Raw genomic sequence first — 19,871 nt, forward strand, 5'->3', positions numbered from 1 at the left:
GCCCAGGAAAACGACATGAAACACATCATTGCCCTCCTGCTGGAGAACGAAGCCGGCGCGCTCTCGCGTGTGGTCGGCCTGTTTTCGGCCCGTGGCTACAACATCGAGAGCCTGACGGTCGCCCCGACGGAAGACGCCTCGCTGTCGCGCATGACCATCGTCACCAGCGGCTCCGACGAGGTCATCGAGCAGATCACCAAGCACCTGAACCGCCTGATCGAGGTGGTCAAGGTGGTGGACCTGACCGAAGGCAGCTTCAGTGCCCGCGAGCTGATGCTCATCAAGGTGCGCGCCGTCGGCAAGGAACGCGAGGAGATGATGCGGCTGGCCGACATCTTCCGCGGCCGCATCATCGACGTGACCGACAAGAGCTACACCATCGAGCTGACGGGTGACTCCGAGAAGCTTGATGCCTTCATCCAGGCGGTGGACCGCACCGCCATCCTAGAAACCGTGCGCACCGGTACCAGCGGGATCGGGCGCGGTGAGCGCATCCTGCGTGTTTGAACGATCCCCGCTACAGCTCCCACAGCTACAACAGCTACAGACTCAGAACGGAACTCCCATGAAGGTTTATTACGACAAGGATGCCGACCTCTCCCTGATCAAGGGCAAGAACGTCACCATCATCGGCTACGGCTCGCAAGGCCATGCCCACGCCCAGAACCTGAACGACTCGGGCGTCAAGGTCACGGTCGGTCTGCGCAAGGGCGGCGCCTCGTGGTCCAAGGCGGAAAAGGCTGGCCTGAAGGTCGCCGAGATCGCCGACGCCGTGCGCGACGCCGACGTGGTCATGATCCTGCTGCCCGACGAGCAGATCGCCACGGTCTACAACGCCGAAGTCGGCCCGAACATGAAGGAAGGCGCTTCGCTGGCCTTCGCCCACGGCTTCAATGTCCACTACGGCCAGGTCGTGCCGCGCAGCGACATCGACGTGTGGATGGTTGCCCCGAAGGCTCCGGGCCACACCGTGCGAGGCACCTACGTGCAAGGTGGCGGCGTGCCGCACCTGATCGCCGTATACGCCGACAAGACCGGCAAGGCGCGTGACCTGGCCTTGTCCTACGCCACCGCCAACGGCGGCGGCAAGGCCGGCATCATCGAGACCAATTTCCGCGAAGAGACCGAAACCGACCTGTTCGGCGAGCAGGCCGTTCTGTGCGGTGGCGCGGTCGAGCTGATCAAGGCCGGTTTCGAGACGCTGGTGGAAGCCGGCTACGCGCCCGAAATGGCGTACTTCGAGTGCCTGCACGAGCTGAAGCTGATCGTGGACCTGATCTACGAAGGCGGCATCGCGAACATGAACTACTCGATCTCGAACAACGCCGAGTACGGCGAGTACGTGACGGGTCCGAAGATCGTGACCTCGGCCACCAAGGACGCGATGCGCCAGTGCCTGAAGGACATCCAGACCGGCGAATACGCCAAGTCCTTCATCCTGGAAAACAAGGCCGGCGCCCCGACCCTGATCAGCCGCCGCCGCCTGACCGAAGAGCACCAGATCGAAGTCGTCGGCGAAAAGCTGCGCGCGATGATGCCGTGGATCAAGGCCAACAAGCTGGTCGACAAGACCCGCAACTGATGGCGTGAATGCCCGATGGCTTGACGCCATCGCAAGTTGAAAACGGCGCCGATGGCGCCGTTTTTTTTTGCCTGTGCTGCGAGGATGGGAAGATTATGTAATTATTTGTTTCATAACATCTTCACATTCAGGAGGCCACCCATGGCGCAAGCAGGCCCGGTTCCGCACTGGGAAACGTTCTACGCATCGGACGACGTTGTCCGCCACTACGCCCGACAGTCTCGTCTGCAATTGCCGGAGCGGGCCATCTTCAACCGCATTGGCCCAGCGCTGTCCGAGAGTCATCTGCTGGACTTGGGGGTTGGCGGGGGGCGCACCACGATGGAGCTGGCGCTGCGCTGCAAGTGCTACCTGGGGGCGGACGTTGCTGCCCCGATGGTGGCGGCCTGCCGGGAGCGGTTCGCCGAGCTGATCCTGAACCACGGTCTCCGGTTCGAGGTGGTGGATGCGCGTGCCATGCCCTTCGAGGATGCGTCCTTCGACGTCGTGCTCTTCAGCTTCAATGGCATCGATCTGGTGGGTGCCGATGCGCGGGCTACGGCACTGGCCGAGTGCCGCCGTGTCTTGCGGCCGGGTGGGCACCTGGTGTATTCGTCGCACAACCTGAACTGGATGGACAGCCGGTGGGGCATCCGCTGGCAGGGCCTGCGCAACTACATCGAAACCCAGCGTTTCTGGTCGCAGATACAGCGCATCAACCGCAGTGTGTGGCCGATTGTGGCGCGTGACTGGGTGGAGCTGATCGACCCCCTGGCCGGTGGGAGCAACTGCTACATCCGCCCGCTGGAACTGGTCCGTCAGACGCTGGAGCAAGGTTTCGAGGATCTCCAGCTCTATGATCTGCGCGGTCGGCAGATCGACGATCCGCAGCAGCAGGCGCGATTGACCGACCCATGGGTGTACGTCCATGCCCGCGCTTCGCGATAATCCATTCCATGAACGATCAAACATCGCCCGACCGTCCCGATCCCCTTGATGAGCTGGATGGACCGGTTCCAAGCCGTCCCCGCCGCAAAGGCATCTACATCCTGCCCAATCTCTTCACGCTGGCGGGCCTGTTCGGCGGTTTCTACGCCGTCGTGATGGCCATGAACGGGCGCTTCGACCAGGCCGCGATCGGCGTGTTCTGCGCGATGGTGCTGGACAGCCTCGACGGCCGCGTCGCCCGCATGACGAACACCCAGAGCGCCTTCGGCGAGCAGATGGACAGCCTGGCCGACATGGTGTCGTTCGGCGCTGCCCCGGCGCTCATCGTCTACGAATGGGCGTTGCGTGGTCTGGGCAAGCTCGGCTGGCTGGCGGCATTTGTCTACTGCGCGGGTGCGGCGCTGCGGCTCGCGCGGTTCAACACCAACATCGGCATCGTCGATAAACGCTTCTTCCAGGGGCTGCCCAGTCCGGCAGCGGCAGCACTTGTCACGGGCCTGATCTGGGTGATGGATGACATGGGCTACAAGGGTGTGCGCGATATCCCGTGGCTGACCTGGGTGGCGTTTGCGCTGACGCTGTACGCAGGGCTGACGATGGTCACCAATGTGCCGTTCTACAGCTTCAAGGACGTGAACTTCAAGCGCACGGTGCCGTTCATCGTGATCGTCGCGATTGCGCTGGGCATCGCGGTGATCACCTACCACCCGCCGCTGGTGCTGTTTGGGGTGTTCATCGTCTACGGGCTGTCGGGCTACGTGGTCTACGCGATCAAGAAGTCCAAGGGCCGACCGGTGAGCGTGATCGCGACCTCCACAGACGAGCCGGATGAAGAGGGCCTGCACCGCTGAAGCGCGGGTCTTGCGTGCTATAGTGATTTGATGATCTGCGTTGTCTGCTTCCTCTCGCTGCGACTACTAGGAGTGCCCCGGGCGCGCTGATCAGTCACATCTCTACCCCTTGTGGATCAACGGCCCGCCTCAGCGCAACGCAGCGGGCCGTTTGTATTTCTGGTGCGGCGTTGCAGGATCCTCGTTTCCTTCATCCCGTCACACCCCATGAGCATGTTGAGCAACCCCGCCGAGAAATACCGCCCGTTCGCCCCGGTGCGCCTGAGTGACCGCACCTGGCCCGACGCCGTGCTGACGCAGGCGCCGATCTGGTGCAGCGTCGATCTGCGCGACGGCAACCAGGCGCTGATCGAACCGATGGACAGCGAGCGCAAGCTGCGCATGTTCGAGCTGCTGGTGCGCATCGGCTTCAAGGAAATCGAGGTCGGTTTCCCTTCGGCCTCGCAGACGGATTTCGATTTCGTGCGCCGCCTGATCGAGCAGCGGCGCATCCCTGATGACGTGACCATCCAGGTGCTGACCCAGGCGCGCGAGCACCTGATCGACCGCACGTTTGAGGCGGTCGAAGGGGCTCCCCGCGTGGTCGTGCATGTCTACAACGCCACTGCGCCGGTGATGCGCCGTGTGGTGCTGGGGCTTGACGAGGACGGCATCGTCCAGCTGGCTGTGACCCATGCGCAAATGATCCGTGACCGCGCCGCACAACGCCCCGGGACGCACTGGACCTTCGAGTATTCGCCCGAGATGTTCTCCGGCACCGAACTGGCATTTTCGCGCCGCGTGGTGGACGCCGTCACCGCCGTCTGGCAGCCGACACCGCAGCACAAGTGCATCGTCAACCTGCCTTCGACGGTCGAGCACTCGACGCCGAACATCTTCGCCGACATGGTCGAGTGGATGCACCGCCATCTCGCCCGCCGTGACGCGATCGTGCTGTCCGTCCACCCGCACAACGACCGCGGCACGGGCACGGCGGCCGGCGAGCTGGCGCTGATGGCCGGCGCCGACCGCATCGAAGGCTGCCTGTTCGGCAACGGCGAGCGCACGGGCAACGTCGATCTGGTCAACATCGCGCTCAACCTCTACACGCAAGGGGTGGCGCCGGGCCTGGATTTCTCCGACATCGACGCCACCCGCCGCACGGTCGAGCACTGCAACCAGTTGCCGGTGCATCCGCGCCATCCGTATGTGGGCGAGCTGGTCTTCACCTCGTTCTCCGGCTCGCACCAGGACGCGATCAAGAAGGCGTTCGCAGCCCGGCGCGAGGGGGATCTGTGGGACATGCCCTACCTGCCGATCGACCCGAAAGACCTGGGCCGCAGCTACGAGGCCGTGATCCGTGTCAACAGCCAGTCGGGCAAGGGCGGCATCGCGTATTTGCTGGAAGCGGAATACGGGCTGGAGTTGCCGCGGCGGCTGCAGATCGAGTTCAGCCAGGCGGTGCAGGCGGTGACGGACGGCGAGGGCCGCGAGGTCAGCGCCGCCGACCTGTGGACCATTTTCGAGCGCGAGTACGGGCTGGACCGGCGCACGGACGACCTGCGTGTCCTCCACCAGGAGGATGCGGGGGCTGACGGGGTCGTCCGTGTCAGCGCCGAGTGGCATGGCCCGCAAGGCTGGCAGGCGCTCGGCGGGCAGGGCAACGGGCCGCTGGATGCCTTTGTCAACGCCCTGAGCCTGGCGATCGGGCAGTCCGTCGAGGTGCTCGATTACCACGAGCATGGCATCGGCGCCGGGGCCGGCGCACGGGCTGCCGCCTACGTCGAGGTACGTGTCGGGTGCGGCGCGGCCTGTTTCGGCGCGGGCATCGACGCCAACATCGTCACCGCGTCGATCCACGCGGTGCTGTCGGGCTGCGCGCGTGCCGCTCGACTTTCCATGGACTGAGGAGCCCATCACCATGACCGACAAACTCATCATTTTCGACACCACCTTGCGCGATGGCGAGCAGTCTCCTGGCGCTTCGATGACCCGTGACGAGAAGCTGCGCATTGCCCGGCAACTGGAACGGCTGAAGGTCGATGTCATCGAGGCGGGCTTTGCGGCTTCGTCCAACGGTGACTTCGAGGCGATCAAGGCGATTGCGGCGGCGATCAAGGACGCGACCGTATGCTCGCTGGCTCGGGCCAACGACCGCGACATCTCGCGCGCCGCCGAAGCACTGCGTGGCGCCAATTCGGCGCGCATCCACACCTTCATCGCCACCAGCGCCCTCCACATGGAGAAGAAGCTCCGCATGACGCCCGAGGAGGTGCTGCTGCAAGCGCGCATGTCGGTGCGCTTTGCCCGCAATCTGTGTGCGGACATCGAGTTCTCGCCGGAAGACGGCTACCGCTCGGATCCGGATTTCCTCTGCCGCGTGCTGGAAGCCGTGATCGAGGAAGGAGCGACTACGCTGAACATCCCGGACACGGTCGGCTACGCGATTCCCGAGCTGTACGGCAACTTCATCAAGACCTTGCGCGAACGGGTGCCGAACTCGGACAAGGCGATCTGGTCGGTGCATTGCCACAACGACCTGGGCATGGCGGTGGCGAACTCGCTGGCCGGCGTGAAGATTGGCGGAGCGCGGCAGGTCGAATGCACGATCAACGGCTTGGGCGAGCGTGCTGGCAACTGCTCGCTCGAAGAGATCGTGATGGCGGTGAAGACCCGCCGCGACTACTTCAACCTCGACCTGCGCATCGATGCGACCCAGATCGTGCCGGCCTCGCGCATGGTCGCGCAGACCACCGGCTTCGTCGTGCAGCCCAACAAGGCCATCGTCGGCGCCAATGCCTTTGCCCATGCCTCCGGCATCCACCAGGACGGCGTGCTCAAGGCGCGTGACACCTACGAGATCATGCGTGCCGAGGACGTGGGCTGGGCCGCCAACAAGATCGTGCTGGGCAAGCTCTCGGGCCGCAACGCGTTCAAGCAGCGGTTGCAGGACTTGGGCATTTCGCTGGAGTCCGAGGCCGAAGTGAACACGGCGTTCATGAAGTTCAAGGATCTGGCCGACCGCAAGAGCGAGATCTTCGACGAGGACATCCTGGCGCTGGTCAACGACGAAAGCGTCAGCGCCGACGTGGAGCACTACCGCTTGCTCGCGCTGTCGCAGCAATCCGAAATGGGCGAGCGACCGCACGCGAAGGTGGCGTTTTCTGCCGGTCTGACCGAGTACCACGCCGAGTCCGACGGCAACGGTCCGGTGGACGCCAGCCTCAAGGCCATCGAGTCGAAGATCGCCTCGGGGGCTGAACTTCTGCTGTATTCCGTGAATGCCATCACGTCCGGCAGCACGGAGTCGCAGGGCGAAGTCACGGTTCGGCTTCAACATGGCGGCCGCGTTGTGAACGGTGTGGGTGCAGATCCGGACATCGTCGTCGCGTCGGCCAAGGCTTATCTGGCCGCGTTGAACAAGCTGCACAGCAAGGCTGAGCGCGTCGCTGCGCAAGGTTGACGTCGGTATCGCGCGAACAGGGGTACAAAACTGAAAATCATCGGGGCTTGCGGGCCTTGTGGAAATGTGTTTCCTTAACCTAGACTGAAATCAGTTCCCTGTCGTGCGGTATCCAAAGGTATTTTGTGAATCAAAAAAAGCTGAGTGGGGCGCGGGCTGCTTCGAAATGGGTGGCCTTGCTGCTGGGGATATGGGTAGCGATGTCCGGTGCAGCAGACGCCACGCCGCGCACCAGCAAGGCCGAGGCCCATGCGGCCAAGGTTCGCAAGGCCGCTGGTGACCGCAGTGGTCAGAGAACGGTGGCGCTCAAATCGGCTGGTCGTGGCAATGCGGCGCGCAGCCGAGCGCAGATGTTGGAGGCCGCAGAGCCACCGCGCCTGTCCTTTGGTGAGGCGAGTGGTCTGCACGCGGTGCGGGATCCTCTTGATCTGAAATCCAGCGTGGCCCTGGTGGTTGACCAAGACACCTCCGAAGTGCTGTTCAGCAAGAACTCGCAGGTGGTTCTGCCGATCGCGTCACTGACCAAGCTCATGACAGCGCTGGTGGTGGTGGAGTCCAAGGCGCCGATGGACGACATACTGCGAGTGACCGACGAGGACATCGACACCGAGAAGGGCAGTCGATCGCGCTTGGTGATCGGCTCCGAACTCAGCCGGGGCGAGCTGCTGCACCTGGCGCTGATGTCGTCTGAAAATCGTGCGGCCAATGCGTTAGGGCGTCACTACCCGGGTGGGCTCGCCGCGTTCGTCGCCGCCATGAACCGCAAGGCCGCTGTCCTGGGCATGACCGGCACCCGCTACGTGGAACCGACGGGCCTGTCGAGCGACAACCAGTCCAGCGCGGCCGATCTGGCGCGGCTGGTCAAGGCGGCGTACGGCTACCCGCTCTTGCGGCAGCTATCGACCTCGCCGGAGCTGGAAGTCGCACTCGGCCACCGCACTGTGCAGTTCCACAACACCAACAAGCTGGTCAGCAATCCGACGTGGGAAATCGGATTGCAGAAGACGGGCTACATCGTCGAGGCGGGGCGCTGCCTGGTGATGCAGGCGCGGCTGTCGGGGCGGCAGCTCATCATGGTGTTCCTGGATTCCGCAGGCAAGTATTCCCGCCTGGGTGACGCGGAACGGGTACGTCGTTGGCTGGAGTCGTCGGAGTCGGTTCGTCCGGCCAAGCATACGCCGGCACATCCCCCGGTCAGTGCAGGATCTGTGTCCTGAGCTGGGTGCCCGTCAGGGTTGATGGTGGCCGAGCGCGGTGGAAATCGCCGCCGCCGTGTCCCGCAGCTTGTCGCACCAGCTTTCTTCCAGGCGGTCAGCCGGTGCCGAGATCGACAGTCCGGCGATGAGCCGGCCCTGATCGTCGTGGATGCCGGCGGCCATGCAACGTACCCCCAGTTCCAGCTCTTCGTTGTCGCGCGCCATTTCGGTCTGGCGCACGCGGGCGAGTTCACGCTCCAGCATGGGCAGGTCGGTGATGCTGTTGCGGGTGTGGCCGGCCAGACCGGTGCGTGTGGCGTAGCTGCGCACCCGCTGCGGATCGTCGTGCGCCAGGAAGAGTTTTCCGACCGAAGTGAGGTGGAGCGGGGCCCTTCCGCCGACGGCACGGACCACCTGCATGCCCGACCGTTCGGAATACGTGCGTTCGATGTAGACGATTTCGTCACCCTGCCGGACGGACAGGTTGACCGGCTGGTGGGTCAGCTTGTGGAGTTCGCGCATGGGAACGAGTGCCGCGTCGCGCACATCCAGCCGGGCCTTGACGAGATTGCCCAGCTCAAGAAGTCGCATCCCGAGGCGATAACTGCCCGCTTCGGGGCGGTCCACGAAGCGCCCGATGGCCAGATCGTTCAAGATCCGGTGTGCGGTCGATGGATGCAGACCGGTCTGTTCGCTGATCAGTTTCAGCGAGACGGGATCCTGGTGTGCTGCCAGCACGTTCAGCAGCGTGAACATGCGGTCCATCACCTGAATGGCCGGTGTCTGACTGGAACTGTCCTTTTTCGTCATGGTGACTCGAGTGAAATTCAATGCCTATTTTTGCATGGCGAAACACTGGATGCGGGACTGCCTTGCCATTGTTGTCGGCGGCTGGCTGGTGACTGGGGCTGGGCTGGTGTTTGCCCAGGCGACCGAAGCCGGTCCGCAGGCTGCATCCAGCACAGGCGCGGGAGCCTCGGCACCGAACATACGGCCGCGTCCCTTGGTTCGTGTACCCCGCGTCATCGGCCGTTTGCAGGCGCAGGAACTGGGTCTGGTGATCAACACGGCTGACCCGTATTCGGTTGAAGTCGGCGACTACTACCGGCGCGTTCGCCGCATTCCGGAAACGCATGTGCTGCGCATCGAGTTGCCCGTGCAGGCCCGCCTGAGTACCGTCGATCTGGAGCGCCTGCGCCGCCGCATCGACGAGCAGTTTGATGCCGGCGTGCAGGCGCTGGCACTGGCCTGGACACAGCCCTACGCCGTCGAGTGCCAGTCGATCACCTCGGCGGTGACGCTGGGCTTTGACCCGCAACTCTGCAACCAGCCCTGTGGCCGCCGCGCGGCTTCACCGCTGTTCAATTCCGCCACCTCGGCGCCGTTCAAGGATCTCGGGCTGCGGCCATCGATGCTGTTGGCCTCCTCCGATACGGAACGCGCGCGCAAGCTCATCGACCGTGGTGCAGCGTCTGACCATACGCTTGGTCTGGTGGGCGCCGCCCCGGTGCAGGCGCACTTCATGACGACAGCGGACACGTTGCGCAGTGTGCGTTCGGTGCTGTTTCCGCCAGCAGGGCTGCAGCGGCGCATCGGGCTGGACAACCATCTGGGTGAGGGTGATCTGCCGCTTGACACCACCCGCGTGGTGCTGGTGCAGACGGGTGTCGCCCAGTTCCAGGGCGCGGACGCAATCGACTGGGTACCCGGTGCGCTGGCCGATCACCTGACTTCGTTCGGGGGGCAACTCGACCGATCGGCAGGACAGAGCACAGTGCTGGACTGGCTTGATGCCGGTGTCACTGCCAGTTATGGAACTGTCAGCGAACCGTGCAACCATCTGCAGAAGTTCCCGCACCCGCAAATCCTGCTGCTGCATTACCTGCAAGGCAGTACCGCGCTGGAAGCCTACTGGAAGAGTGTGGCTTGGCCGCAGCAGGGCTTGTTTGTGGGGGAGCCTCTGGCCGCACCGTTTGCGCGGCAGTGAGCGAATTTGCAACACCATGTCCAGGAGCACCGCACCATGACGCCCCACATGCCGTTCCGGCCAGAAGCCGGTGCTACAGTCCTCGGCTTGACTTTATAGGTCCTTCCCGTCCCCTTTCCTGGCAACAGCTAAGGCGGGTCGCGATCCGCCAATCGGTTTAGCCGTGTCGCGGAAGGTTGTTCAACCCATCCAAGCCCTGGGTACCGGGGCGCTAGGTGAGCGAAATATGATGAAGCAATACGGGTCCAACTCGTACCTGTTCGGTGGCAATGCGCCCTATGTCGAAGAGATGTACGAAGCGTACCTCGACAATCCGGGCTCTGTCGACGACAACTGGCGTGACTACTTCGACGCGCTCCAGCATGTCCCCGCGACCGATGGCTCCGACAGCCGCGACGTGGCCCACGCGCCCGTCATCGAGTCGTTTGCGCAGCGGGCCAAGGCCAACGCCTTCGCCCACAAGGCCAGCGCGACCGATCTGGCCATCGCCCGCAAGCAGGTGCATGTCCAGTCCCTGATCGCTGCTTACCGCTTCCTCGGTTCGCGCTGGGCAGACCTCGATCCCCTCAAGCGCGCCGAGCGCCCCAAGATCCCCGAACTCGAACCGGCGTTCTACGACCTGTCCGAGTCCGACATGGACATCACCTTCAGCGCGTCGAACACGTATTTCAGCAAGGCTGAAAACATGACGCTGCGCGAGATCCTGCAAGCGCTGCGCGAGACCTACTGCGGGACGCTGGGCGCAGAGATCATGCACATCACCGACCCGACTGAAAAGCGGTGGTGGCAGGAGCGCCTGGAGTCGATCCGCAGCAAGCCGTCATTCACGCCGGAAAAGAAGAAGCACATCCTCGACCGCCTGACCGCCGCCGAAGGCCTGGAGCGCTTCCTCCACACCAAGTACGTCGGCCAGAAGCGTTTCTCGCTCGAAGGCGGAGAGAGCTTCATCGCGTCGATGGACGAGGCCGTGCAGCGCGCCGGCACCAATGGTGTGCAGGAAATCGTGATCGGCATGGCCCACCGCGGTCGCCTGAACGTGCTGGTGAACACCCTGGGCAAGATGCCGAAGGACCTGTTCGCCGAGTTCGACCACACCGCGCCCGAGAACCTGCCCTCCGGCGACGTGAAGTACCACCAGGGCTTCTCCAGCGACGTGTCCACCGTCGGCGGCCCGGTCCACCTGAGCCTTGCGTTCAACCCCTCTCACCTGGAAATCGTCAACCCGGTGGTCGAAGGCTCGGTCAAGGCTCGCATGGACCGCCGCGGCGACAAGACCGGTGACCAGGTGCTGCCTGTGCTGGTGCACGGCGACGCGGCCTTCGCCGGCCAGGGTGTCGTGATGGAAACGCTGGCGCTGGCGCAGACCCGCGGCTACTACACCGGCGGCACGCTGCACCTGGTCATCAACAACCAGATCGGCTTCACCACCTCCGACCCGCGCGACGCCCGCTCGACGCTGTACTGCTCGGACATCGTCAAGATGATCGAAGCACCGGTGCTGCACGTGAACGGCGACGATCCGGAAGCGGTCGTGCTGGCCACGCAGCTCGCGATGGACTACCGCCAGGCGTTCAAGAAGGACGTGGTCGTCGACATCATCTGCTTCCGCAAGCTGGGCCACAACGAGCAGGACACTCCCTCGCTCACCCAGCCGCTGATGTACAAGAAGATCGCCCAGCATCCCGGCACGCGCCGCCTTTACGGCGACAAGCTGGTGGCACAAGGTGTGCTGCCGGCCGATGGCCCGGACGAGATGTTCAAGGCCTTCCGCGCTGCAATGGACGCCGGCAAGCACACGGTCGATCCGGTGCTGACCAACTTCAAGAGCAAGTACGCCGTCGACTGGGCGCCGTACCTGGGCAAGAAGTGGACCGATTCGGCCGACACCGCGCTGCCGATGACCGAAATCCGCCGCCTGTCGGAGCGCATCACGACGATCCCGCCGACGTTCAAGGCCCACCCGCTGGTCGAGAAGGTCATCGCCGACCGCGCCGCGATGGGCCGTGGCGAGATCAACGTCGACTGGGGCATGGGCGAACACCTCGCCTACGCCTCGCTGGTGGCTTCCGGCTACGCCGTGCGCCTGTCGGGTGAAGACTGCGGACGCGGCACCTTCGTGCACCGCCATGCCGTGCTGCACGACCAGAACCGCGAGAAGTGGGACACCGGCACCTACGTGCCGCTGGAGAACATCGCCGAGAACCAGGCGCCGTTCGTCGTCATCGACTCGATCCTGTCGGAAGAGGCGGTGCTGGGCTTCGAATACGGCTACGCCGCGGCCGAACCCAACACGCTGACGATCTGGGAAGGCCAGTTCGGCGACTTCGTCAACGGCGCACAGGTCGTGATCGACCAGTTCATCGCGTCCGGTGAAGTCAAGTGGGGCCGCTCCAACGGCCTGACGCTGATGCTGCCGCACGGCTACGAAGGCCAGGGTCCGGAGCACTCGTCGGCCCGTCTGGAGCGGTTCATGCAGCTTGCCGCCGACATGAACATGCAGATCGTCCAGCCGACGACCGCCAGCCAGATCTTCCACCTGCTGCGCCGTCAGATGGTGCGTCCGCTGCGCAAGCCGCTGATCATCATGACGCCGAAGTCGCTGCTGCGGAACAAGGACGCGACCTCGCCGCTGACCGAGTTCAGCAAGGGCGAGTTCCGCACCGTGATCAGCGACCTCAGCACCACGCTGGATGCGTCCAAGGTCAAGCGCCTGATCGCCTGTTCGGGCAAGGTCTATTACGACTTGGTCAAGAAGCGCGAAGAGAAGAAGACCGACGTGGCCATCATCCGTGTCGAGCAGCTGTATCCCTTCCCGCACAAGGTCTTCGCCAACGAGCTGAAGAAGTACCCGAACCTCGCCGAGATCGTGTGGTGCCAGGACGAGCCGCAGAACCAGGGTGCCTGGTTCTTCGTGCAGCACTACATCCACGAGAACATGCAGGACGGTCAGCGTCTGGGCTACGCAGGTCGCCCCGCTTCGGCCTCTCCGGCGGTCGGTTACTCCCACCTGCACCAGGAGCAGCAGAAATCGCTGCACGACCAGGCCTTCGCCAAGCTCAAGGGCTTCGTGCTGACCAAGTGACCTGGACCTGAGGCCGCGATCCCTGCGGCCTCACCTCGCTAACTTCACAAGATTCGAATCATCATGGCCATCGTAGAAGTCAAAGTCCCCCAGTTGTCCGAGTCGGTTGCCGAAGCAACCATGCTGCAGTGGAAGAAAAAGCCCGGCGACGCCATCGCGATCGACGAGATCCTGATCGAGATCGAGACCGACAAGGTCGTGCTCGAAGTGCCCGCGCCGGCCGCCGGCGTGCTGGTCGAACTCGTCGTGGGTGACGGTGGTACGGTCGGCAGCGACCAGGTGATCGCCCGCATCGACACCGAAGGCAAGGCCGGTGCTGCCGTTGCCGCCTCTGCCGCGGCGCCCGCTGCTGCGCCGGCCGCCGCCGCCGCGGTCAACAAGGGTGACATCGCCATGCCTGCCGCTGCGAAGCTGCTGGCTGACAACAACCTGTCCGTCTCCAGCGTCGCGGGCACCGGCAAGGACGGCCGCGTCACCAAGGGTGACGTGCTCGGCGCTGTCGCTGCGGGCACCAAGGTGGCTGTGCCCGCCCCGGTGGCTGCGCCGGTCGCCCCGTCGGTGGCCAGGCCGCTGCCGACCGTGGCCGCTCCGGCCCCGGTGAACCTGGGCGACCGCCCGGAACAGCGTGTGCCGATGAGCCGCCTGCGTGCCCGTGTGGCCGAGCGCCTGCTGCAGTCGCAATCGACCAATGCCATCCTGACCACGTTCAACGAAGTGAACATGGCGCCGGTGATGGAGATGCGCAAGAAGTTCCAGGAGCGGTTCGAGAAGGAACACGGCGTCAAGATCGGCTTCATGAGCTTCTTCGTGAAGGCGGCTGTCCATGCGCTGAAGAAGTTCCCGGTGCTGAACGCCTCGGTGGACGGCAACGACATCGTCTACCACGGCTACTTCGACATCGGCATCGCCGTCGGCACGCCGCGCGGTCTGGTGGTGCCCATCCTGCGCAATGCGGACCAGATGAGCTTCGCCGACATCGAGAAGAAGATCGCCGAGTTTGGCAAGAAGGCCAAGGAAGGCAAGATCTCGATGGACGACCTGACGGGCGGCACGTTCTCGATCTCGAACGGCGGCACCTTCGGCTCGATGCTGTCGACGCCGATCATCAACCCGCCGCAGTCGGCCATCCTGGGCGTGCACGCGACCAAGGACCGTGCGATGGTGGAAAACGGCCAGGTCGTGGTGCGCCCGATCAACAACCTGGCGATGTCCTATGACCACCGCATCATCGACGGCCGCGAAGCCGTCCTGGGTCTGGTGGCGATGAAGGAAGCGCTGGAAGATCCGGCCCGCCTGCTGTTCGACATCTGATCGGAAGACGCAAACCCATGTCCAAGCAATTTGACGTCGTCGTGATCGGCGGCGGCCCCGGTGGCTACATCGCCGCGATCCGTGCCGCGCAACTGGGCTTCCAGGTCGCCTGCATCGACGAATGGAAAAACGAAAAAGGCGGCCCGGCCCCGGGCGGCACCTGCACCAACGTCGGCTGCATCCCGTCCAAGGCGCTGCTGCAGTCGTCGGAGCACTTCGACCACGCGGCCCACCACTTCAATGACCACGGCATCAGCCTGGACAACCTGAAGATGGATGTGGCCAGGATGGTCGGCCGCAAGGACACCGTCGTGAAGCAGAACAACGACGGCATCCTGTTCCTGCTGAAGAAGAACAAGGTCAGCTTCTTCCACGGCCGCGGCTCCTTTGCCAAGGCGGTCGAGGGTGGCTATGAAATCAACGTGGCCGGCGCTTCGAACGAAGTGCTGACCGCGAAGAACGTCATCGTCGCGACTGGCTCCAACGCCCGCGCGCTGCCGGGCGCGGCGTTCGACGAGGACAAGATCCTGTCGAACGACGGCGCACTGCGCATCGGCGCGGTGCCGGCCAAGCTCGGCGTGATCGGCTCGGGCGTGATCGGGCTGGAGATGGGCTCGGTCTGGCGCCGTCTGGGCTCGGAAGTCACCATCCTCGAAGCGATGCCCGGTTTCCTGGGTGCTGCCGACGAAGGCGTGGCCAAGGAAGCGCTCAAGGCATTCAAGAAGCAGGGCCTGAAGTTCGAGTTCGGCGTGAAGATCTCGAAGGTCGATGCGTCGGGTGACGGTGTGGTCGTGTCCTTCACGGATGCCAAGGGTGCCGAGCAGACGCTGGCGGTGGACAAGCTGATCGTCTCGATCGGCCGGGTTGCCAACACCATCGGCCTGAACCCGGAAGCGGTGGGTCTGCAGCTCGACGAGCGCGGCATGGTCGTCGTGGACGCGGACTGCAAGACCAACCTGCCGGGCGTGTGGGCGGTCGGTGACGTGGTGCGCGGCCCGATGCTGGCGCACAAGGCCGAGGAAGAAGGCGTGGCGGTGGCGGAGCGCATCGCCGGTCAACACGGTCATGTCAACTTCGCGACCATCCCCTGGGTGATCTACACCAGCCCGGAAATCGCCTGGGTCGGCCGCACCGAGCAGCAGCTCAAGGCGGACGGCGTCGCGTACAAGGCGGGCCAGTTCCCGTTCCTGGCCAATGGCCGGGCGCGTGCACTGGGTGACACCACCGGTTTTGTCAAGATCCTGGCCGACGCCAGGACCGACGAGATCCTGGGCGTCCACATCGTCGGTCCGATGGCGTCCGAGCTGATTTCGGAAGCCGTGGTGGCGTTGGAGTTCTAGGCCTCCGCCGAGGACATCGCCCGCATCTGCCATGCGCACCCGTCGCTGTCGGAAGCCACGAAGGAAGCGGCGCTGGCCGTGGACAAGCGCACGCTCAACTTCTGAGCTGGCGCGGGTTCTGCCCGCTGCATGCAACCATGGGGGGGCGGCGCGAGTCGCCCCTTTTTCCGTCTTCCCTTGCCCGCCTTGCCGACCATGCCCACCGTCACCGAGATCTACCACCGGACCCTCGCCGAACGCGGCTACCAGGCCGACCCGGCCCAGTTGCGTGCCGTGGCGGCGCTGCAGCGCTGCGAGGACGAGTGGATCGCGTACAAGTCCCGCCGCAGCAACGCGCTGACGAAGGCGCTGATCCGGCCGCCGCTGCCGCGCGGGGTCTACATGCACGGCGGGGTGGGGCGGGGGAAAAGCTTCCTGATGGACAGCTTCTTCCAGGCCGTGCCGCTGCAGCGCAAGACGCGGCTGCACTTCCACGAGTTCATGCGTGAAGTCCACCGCGAGCTGCAGGAACTCAAGGGCATCGCCAACCCGCTGGACGAACTGGGAAAACGCATCGGGCGGCGCTTCCGGCTGATCTGCTTCGACGAGTTCCACGTGGCGGACGTGACCGACGCGATGATCCTGCACCGGCTGCTGGACGCGATGTACGCCAACCGGGTGTCGATCATCACGACCTCCAACTTTCATCCCGACGAGCTGTACCCGAACGGGTTGCACCGCGACCGCATCCTGCCGGCCATCGAACTGCTCAAGGCCAAGCTCGAAGTCATCAGCGTGGACAACGGCACCGACTACCGCCGCCGCACGCTGCAGCATGTCCAGCTTTACCACACGCCGCTGGGCGCGCAGGCCGATGCGGCGATGACACAGGCGTTTGACGAGCTGGCCGAGGTCAAGGACGAGTCACCTGAGCTGCACATCGAAAACCGCGTCATCCACGCCCGGCGCAAAGCCGGCGGGGTGGTGTGGTTCGACTTCAAGCAGCTCTGCGGCGGACCGCGTTCGCAGAACGACTACCTGGAGCTGGCGACCCAGTTCCACACGCTGCTGCTGTCGGGTGTGCCGATGATGTCGCCGCGCCTGGCCTCGGAAGCGCGGCGGTTCACATGGCTGATCGACGTGCTCTATGACCGGCGTGTCAAGCTGATCCTGTCGGCGGAAGTGCCGCCCGAGCAGCTCTACACCGAAGGCCCGATGTCGCACGAATTCCCGCGCACCGTCTCGCGCCTGACCGAGATGCAGTCGGAGGAGTTTCTGGCGCTGGAGCGGCGCGACGTGGACACCTCGCTGACCTGAGCGTCGGGATGGGCGGTTTCAGCCCAGCGTGTCGAGCCGCACGAGGGCGACCGAGAGGTTGTCGCCGCCACCACGGGCGCGCTGGCGTGCCTTGCTGATGAGCATCTTGCTGGCGTCGCGCGGCTTGAGCGCGTTGACGATGGTGCCCAGCTCGCGGCTGGTGAAGTAGTGCCACAGGCCGTCGCTGCAGACCAGCAGCGAGTCGCCCGTTTCCAGCCGGTCCATGCGGGCCACGGTGATCGGTGGATCTTCGTCCGCACCCAGGCAGCCGGTCAGCAGGTGGGCGTGGGGGTGGTCATTGGCCTCGTCTTCGTTGATCTCGCCGTCTTCCACCATGCGCTGCACGAGCGAGTGGTCGAAGGTGCGGGTGAGCATGTTCGACCCGCGGAACACATACACCCGCGAGTCGCCCGCATGGATGATGTGGCACTCGCGGTTGGGTAGGACGAGGAAGGCGGCGAGGGTGCTGTGCGGCTCCTGCTCGGAGGTGATGGCCGTCAGCTTGATCATCAGGTGCGATTCGAGCACGATCTTGCGCAGCAGTTCGGACGCGGAGTCCTTGGCTGGGGCAAATCGTTCGAAGAGCTGGCGGGCGATCAGCACCACCTGATCGGCGGCCTTGCGACCCCCACTCTTGCCGCCCATGCCGTCGGCCAGGATGGCCAGCAGGCAACCTTCGGCGCGAGGGTGCGTGAAGACCTCCACCTGATCTTGTTGATACAGTCGATCACCGCGGTCGATGCCTGTGGCCGCCAATAATCGATATCCAGGGGAATCCGGTGTCATGTCGAAAACTATAAACGGTTCAGCCTTCTTTTCCGGCGAATGATGCAAATGCCAGCGCCAATACCGGCAATCAGCGCACGTTCTCCCTTGCGCGACGAAGTGGCACGGGCTTTCGCCGCCGACGGTGAACTTGCGCAGGCCGATCGCCGCTTTCAGGCGCGCGAGGTGCAGACGACCCTGGCCGACGCGGTGGCCGAGACGCTGGAGTCGCGCAGCGTGCTGGTCGCCGAGGCCGGCACGGGGGTCGGCAAGACCTTTGCCTACCTGGTGCCGCTGCTGCTGTCCGGGCTGCGGGCGATGGTGAGCACGGCCACCAAGAGCCTGCAGGACCAGCTTTTTCTGCGCGATCTGCCCAGCCTGATGCGTACCTTCGGCCTGCCGGTTCAGATCGCATTGCTCAAGGGGCGCAGCTCCTACCTCTGCCTGCACCGGCTGGAGCAGGCCCGCCACACCAACGAATGGCCGGACCGGCAGGCCCTGCGCCAGCTCGCGCGCATCGAGGTCTGGGCGCAGGGCACCCGCAGCGGCGATCTGGCCGAACTCGACAGCCTTGACGAGCGCTCGCCCGTGATCCCGCTGGTCACGTCGAACCGCGAAAATTGCCTGGGCAGCGAATGCCCGAAATTCCGCCAGTGCCATGTCGTGCAGGCGCGCCGGCACGCGCTGCAGGCGGACATCGTTGTCGTCAACCACCACCTGTTCTTCGCCGACATGGCGCTCAAGGACACGGGCATGGCCGAGCTGCTGCCCACCGTGGACGCCGTGATCTTCGACGAGGCGCACCAGCTCAACGAGGCAGGGGTGCAGTTTCTGGGCAAGCTGCTCGGCACCAGCCAGCTACTGGACTTCAGCCGTGACCTGCTGGCGGTTGGCCTGACCGAGGCACGCGGCTTCGGGCCATGGACAGAACTGGCGGCGCGCTGCGAGCTGGCGGCGCGGGAGCTGCGGCTGGCGAGCGCGGGGCCGCTGCGTGGCGCGGTGCGCTTGCGCTGGGAGGAACGTGCAGGCCGCCCCGAGTTCACCGAAGCGCTGGAGCGTGTGCGCGCGGTGAGCGCCGAGACCCTGGAACACCTGGCTGCCGTGGCCGATGGGGGCCCCGATCTGGCCAAACTCGAAGACCGGGCGCGCGCGCTGGTGTCCCGCGTCGAGGCCTTTCTGCAGGCCCCTGCACACGACCATGTCCGCTGGATCGATCTGACCGCCCACCAGGCCCGCCTGACCGAGGCACCGCTGGACATCCGCGACACCTTGCGCGCACAGGTTGAAGGCGGCAGCCGGGCGTGGATTTTCACCTCGGCCACGCTGGGTGACGATCCGGCGCTGAGCTGGTTCACCCGCAGCGTTGGCATGGAAGAGGCGCGCACGCTGCAGGCGGGCAGTCCGTTCGACTATCCGGCCCATGCCCGGCTGTACGTGCCGACCCGGTTTCCCAAGCCGGCTGAACCGGCGCATCCCGGTGCGGTGGCCGATCTGGCCGGGCGCTGTGCGCAGGCGCTGGGTGGCCGCACCTTCGTGCTGACGACCACGCTGCGCTCCTTGCAGCAGATTGGCGCAGGTTTGCGCGAACGGCTGGCGCCGGACGGCATCGCCGTGTTCGTGCAGGGCGAGGCGCCGAAACGGGCCATGCTGGCGCAGTTCCTGGCGGCGCCGCGCGGCGTGCTGGTTGGCTCGCACAGCTTCTGGGAGGGCATCGACGTGCCGGGCGATGCGCTGCAGTGCGTGCTGATCGACAAGCTGCCGTTTCCGCCGCCGAACGATCCGCTGGCCGAGGCGCGCAGCCGCCAGCTGGAGGCCGAAGGCGGCAACGCCTTCAACGACTATTTCATCCCGGAAACCGCCATCGCGCTGAAGCAGGGCGCCGGGCGGCTGATCCGCAGCGAAACCGACCGTGGCCTGCTGGTCGTGTGCGACAGCCGGCTGGTGCAGATGGGCTACGGGCGCCGCCTGCGGGCCGCCTTGCCGCCGATGACGCCGCTGGCCAGCGAGGAACAGGCGCTGGCGTGGCTGCGGGAGCTGGCCGAGGCCCATGCCGCGGAGTCGCGCACGTCCTCGACGCCGGTGTAGCGCCCTC

At 65.0% G+C, this 19,871-nt stretch carries 14 protein-coding genes and 1 pseudogene; 13 read left to right on the forward strand and 2 right to left on the reverse strand.

The genetic code is table 11. From position 1 onward, the window contains the following. The first annotated feature begins 15 nt into the window (after window positions 1-15). The 7 genes from ilvN (at window position 16) to pbpG (ending at window position 8,019) form a co-directional block, all read left to right on the forward strand. Window positions 16-507 (forward strand): acetolactate synthase small subunit, encoded by a 492-nt coding sequence (gene ilvN / locus RMP06_RS12470; protein ID WP_294000799.1) that lies wholly within the window; start codon window positions 16-18, stop codon window positions 505-507. Window positions 508-565: 58 nt separating this feature from the next. Further along, window positions 566-1,582 (forward strand): ketol-acid reductoisomerase, encoded by a 1,017-nt coding sequence (gene ilvC / locus RMP06_RS12475; RefSeq protein WP_310462106.1) that lies wholly within the window; start codon window positions 566-568, stop codon window positions 1,580-1,582. Between the two features lie 141 nt (window positions 1,583-1,723). Next, window positions 1,724-2,509 carry a class I SAM-dependent methyltransferase gene (locus tag RMP06_RS12480; RefSeq protein WP_310462107.1) on the forward strand — a complete coding sequence of 262 codons (786 nt, stop codon included), beginning with the start codon at window positions 1,724-1,726 and terminating at the stop codon, window positions 2,507-2,509. 8 nt (window positions 2,510-2,517) lie between these two features. After that, entirely contained in the window at window positions 2,518-3,360 is an 843-nt protein-coding gene (pssA, locus tag RMP06_RS12485; protein ID WP_310462108.1) for a CDP-diacylglycerol--serine O-phosphatidyltransferase, read from the forward strand. A 213-nt stretch (window positions 3,361-3,573) separates the two neighbouring features. Continuing rightward, window positions 3,574-5,247 (forward strand): 2-isopropylmalate synthase, encoded by a 1,674-nt coding sequence (gene leuA, locus RMP06_RS12490; protein ID WP_310462160.1) that lies wholly within the window; start codon window positions 3,574-3,576, stop codon window positions 5,245-5,247. A 13-nt stretch (window positions 5,248-5,260) separates the two neighbouring features. Beyond that, window positions 5,261-6,802 (forward strand): 2-isopropylmalate synthase, encoded by a 1,542-nt coding sequence (locus tag RMP06_RS12495; protein WP_310462109.1) that lies wholly within the window; start codon window positions 5,261-5,263, stop codon window positions 6,800-6,802. Window positions 6,803-7,002: 200 nt separating this feature from the next. Further along, a complete protein-coding gene (pbpG, locus tag RMP06_RS12500) occupies window positions 7,003-8,019 on the forward strand; it encodes a D-alanyl-D-alanine endopeptidase (RefSeq protein ID WP_409050165.1) in 1,017 nt (338 codons plus the stop codon). Between the two features lie 12 nt (window positions 8,020-8,031). On the opposite strand, the gene RMP06_RS12505 is transcribed toward pbpG, so the two are convergent. Further along, window positions 8,032-8,808, reverse strand: coding sequence for an IclR family transcriptional regulator (locus tag RMP06_RS12505; protein WP_310462111.1), 777 nt, complete (start codon window positions 8,806-8,808; stop codon window positions 8,032-8,034). Window positions 8,809-8,842: 34 nt separating this feature from the next. Here RMP06_RS12505 and RMP06_RS12510 point away from each other — a divergent pair, with 34 nt between their 5' ends. From RMP06_RS12510 to zapE, 5 genes and pseudogenes are all read left to right on the forward strand, one after another. Then, on the forward strand, window positions 8,843-9,985 hold the full coding sequence (locus tag RMP06_RS12510) for a TIGR03790 family protein (RefSeq protein ID WP_310462112.1): 1,143 nt from the start codon (window positions 8,843-8,845) through the stop codon (window positions 9,983-9,985). 226 nt (window positions 9,986-10,211) lie between these two features. Further along, window positions 10,212-13,067, forward strand: a complete 2,856-nt coding sequence (locus tag RMP06_RS12515) for a 2-oxoglutarate dehydrogenase E1 component (RefSeq protein WP_310462113.1) — start codon at window positions 10,212-10,214, stop codon at window positions 13,065-13,067. 63 nt (window positions 13,068-13,130) lie between these two features. Continuing rightward, window positions 13,131-14,378, forward strand: coding sequence for a 2-oxoglutarate dehydrogenase complex dihydrolipoyllysine-residue succinyltransferase (odhB, locus tag RMP06_RS12520; protein WP_310462114.1), 1,248 nt, complete (start codon window positions 13,131-13,133; stop codon window positions 14,376-14,378). A gap of 17 nt (window positions 14,379-14,395) precedes the next feature. Further along, window positions 14,396-15,823: pseudogene (gene lpdA / locus RMP06_RS12525) on the forward strand (dihydrolipoyl dehydrogenase). Between the two features lie 90 nt (window positions 15,824-15,913). Further along, complete coding sequence (zapE, locus tag RMP06_RS12530) at window positions 15,914-17,014, forward strand: cell division protein ZapE (RefSeq protein ID WP_310462115.1); 1,101 nt, start codon at window positions 15,914-15,916, stop codon at window positions 17,012-17,014. Between the two features lie 18 nt (window positions 17,015-17,032). Here the strand turns inward: zapE and RMP06_RS12535 are convergent, their stop codons facing one another. Beyond that, the gene (locus RMP06_RS12535; protein WP_310462116.1) at window positions 17,033-17,800 is read right to left on the reverse strand and encodes a PP2C family protein-serine/threonine phosphatase; all 768 of its coding nucleotides are present in this window, start codon (window positions 17,798-17,800) and stop codon (window positions 17,033-17,035) included. Window positions 17,801-17,848: 48 nt separating this feature from the next. Between RMP06_RS12535 and RMP06_RS12540 the strand changes: the two genes are divergently transcribed. Next, a complete protein-coding gene (locus RMP06_RS12540; RefSeq protein ID WP_310462117.1) occupies window positions 17,849-19,864 on the forward strand; it encodes a DNA repair helicase YoaA in 2,016 nt (671 codons plus the stop codon). Window positions 19,865-19,871 lie beyond the last annotated feature (7 nt).

It is taken from the genome of Sphaerotilus sp. (assembly GCF_031429695.1).
Taxonomy (GTDB): Bacteria; Pseudomonadota; Gammaproteobacteria; order Burkholderiales; family Burkholderiaceae_C; genus Sphaerotilus.

Coding starts and splice junctions, on each gene's coding strand:
- ilvN (WP_294000799.1), top strand. CDS start 16: ATGAAACACATCATTGCCCTCCTGCTGGAGAACGAAGCCGGCGCGCTC.
- ilvC (WP_310462106.1), top strand. CDS start 566: ATGAAGGTTTATTACGACAAGGATGCCGACCTCTCCCTGATCAAGGGC.
- RMP06_RS12480 (WP_310462107.1), top strand. CDS start 1,724: ATGGCGCAAGCAGGCCCGGTTCCGCACTGGGAAACGTTCTACGCATCG.
- pssA (WP_310462108.1), top strand. CDS start 2,518: ATGAACGATCAAACATCGCCCGACCGTCCCGATCCCCTTGATGAGCTG.
- leuA (WP_310462160.1), top strand. CDS start 3,574: ATGTTGAGCAACCCCGCCGAGAAATACCGCCCGTTCGCCCCGGTGCGC.
- RMP06_RS12495 (WP_310462109.1), top strand. CDS start 5,261: ATGACCGACAAACTCATCATTTTCGACACCACCTTGCGCGATGGCGAG.
- pbpG (WP_409050165.1), top strand. CDS start 7,003: ATGTCCGGTGCAGCAGACGCCACGCCGCGCACCAGCAAGGCCGAGGCC.
- RMP06_RS12505 (WP_310462111.1), bottom strand. CDS start 8,808: ATGACGAAAAAGGACAGTTCCAGTCAGACACCGGCCATTCAGGTGATG.
- RMP06_RS12510 (WP_310462112.1), top strand. CDS start 8,843: ATGGCGAAACACTGGATGCGGGACTGCCTTGCCATTGTTGTCGGCGGC.
- RMP06_RS12515 (WP_310462113.1), top strand. CDS start 10,212: ATGATGAAGCAATACGGGTCCAACTCGTACCTGTTCGGTGGCAATGCG.
- odhB (WP_310462114.1), top strand. CDS start 13,131: ATGGCCATCGTAGAAGTCAAAGTCCCCCAGTTGTCCGAGTCGGTTGCC.
- zapE (WP_310462115.1), top strand. CDS start 15,914: ATGCCCACCGTCACCGAGATCTACCACCGGACCCTCGCCGAACGCGGC.
- RMP06_RS12535 (WP_310462116.1), bottom strand. CDS start 17,800: ATGACACCGGATTCCCCTGGATATCGATTATTGGCGGCCACAGGCATC.
- RMP06_RS12540 (WP_310462117.1), top strand. CDS start 17,849: ATGCCAGCGCCAATACCGGCAATCAGCGCACGTTCTCCCTTGCGCGAC.